At 66.7% G+C, this 1605-nt stretch carries 1 protein-coding gene and 1 pseudogene; both read left to right on the top strand.

Annotation, left to right across the window (positions count from 1 at the left end; translation table 11 throughout):
• Window positions 1-247, top strand: a pseudogene (locus AC5Y49_RS24600) (IS256 family transposase); the annotation flags it as partial.
• Between the two features lie 62 nt (window positions 248-309).
• Window positions 310-1557, top strand: a complete 1248-nt coding sequence (locus AC5Y49_RS24595) for a hypothetical protein (RefSeq protein WP_499891987.1) — start codon at window positions 310-312, stop codon at window positions 1555-1557.
• Window positions 1558-1605: the final 48 nt, after the last annotated feature.

Below are 1605 nucleotides of genomic sequence, written 5' to 3'. Positions count from 1 at the left end.
GTCGACCTTCGCCACCGTGCGATTGCGGACCAAGGTCACCAAAGGCCCCGGATCGCGTGCCGCTGGAATTGCCATGGCCTACAAGCTGATCGACGCCGCACAAGCCCGCTGGCGAGCCGTCAACGCCCCGCACCTGGTCGCCCTCGTGCGCGCCGGCGCGGTCTTCCACAAAGGCAAACTGCTCGAACGACCCACCGACATCACCGCGACCACACCAGCCCAATCCGGCGAAACCGAAGTGGCCTGAATCTCGGTGGCGCGCCGGGGGTAAAGGTGCGCCCCATCCGGCGCCTGTGATGGACTGCGACCATGCCCAAGAACCGTGGCCGCCGTAAGAGCGCCAAGAGCCGACCGGTCCGCCGTTCACCTCGGCCGTCGCACCCCGCGGATCAATTGCTCCGTGAAGCCCGGGACCTTATCGAGCTCGACGATGTGCTCAGCGTCGAGACATGGGCCAGCAGCTGGCTCGGACAGGCCTGGTCGACCGCGGCGTTGACCGAGCGTGAGCCCGAGCGTCAGTTGTGCATGGCAGTGACCGGACGCGCGTGCAGCACGCCCTCGCCGCACGGCTTGGCTGCCGTGGCCGCACTGGCGCGGGTCGCGCCCGCCGCCGAGACCATGATGCTGACCCAGACCGCCGCCATCCTGGCCCGGACCCAGCCCCTGCCGCCCTGGTGCACGGCGCCAGCCTGGACCCCAGTGGCGGCGTCGCAGGCGATCGATGTGTGGGACAGCGAACGGGTCCTGTTCATCGACTTCGACGGAGCGCACCCACACACCGTGATGGCTCAACTGTGTGAAGTCGGCGGCCTGATGGTCCAAAAGCTCGCGGTCCTGCAACCCGGCGCCGCAACCGCGTGGGACGATCTGCGTGAGGCCGATCGCGACGTCAATGAGGTGCCGATGCCGATCCGCCAGGCCCCGGTCGCCGCGGTGCTGGCCGACTTGGCCGGCGCGTTACGGATAACCGACATGACCTGGCCCCGCAACGACGACGAAGACTTCCTCGACAATCGGGCGCTGGCCTGGTCGCGCTGCCGCGACCATCTGCCCGACTGGCCTGAGCCCACCGATCTGTCGGAATCCGACCGCGACCGCTTGATTCACGACTTCGCCACCAGCAGCGGACTCGACGACGACGTGAGTCGCTCGCTGGCCGAGCTGTTCCTGGACTACGGTGCCGGCTATATCGGCGCGGGGCCATTGTGCTGGAGCCCCGGCGAGGTGATGGTGCTGCTCACCGACTGGCTACCCCGCAAAGCCATACTCGACGCCGACCAACGCACTGCCTTACCCGATGCGCTGCGCCAGTGGATAACCTTCGCTCTCACTCAGCGCGGCATTGAACCCCGCTGGATCACCCCAGTAACAGACGCTGTCGACACCTACCTGTCCACCTTCCGCGACGCCTTCGACGACGAGAGCCGTTGGGGCCCAGCCAAAGAGATCGCCGCCGCTCTCACCAACAGAGGCATCGATCTCACCGACCGACACGCCGTCGACAACGCCATCCACGAACTCAACGCCGAACAACTTGCGCATCGACTGCTGCCATAAACCCGCCGGCCCCAAACAAACCCGATCCACAAGTCTTGACGATTCCTC

Source organism: Mycobacterium sp. NGS62 (assembly GCF_059812285.1).
Note: the sequence above shows the minus strand (reverse complement) of the source record. Positions and strands in the feature narration are given on the sequence as shown.

Coding starts and splice junctions, on each gene's coding strand:
- AC5Y49_RS24595 (WP_499891987.1), top strand. CDS start 310: ATGCCCAAGAACCGTGGCCGCCGTAAGAGCGCCAAGAGCCGACCGGTC.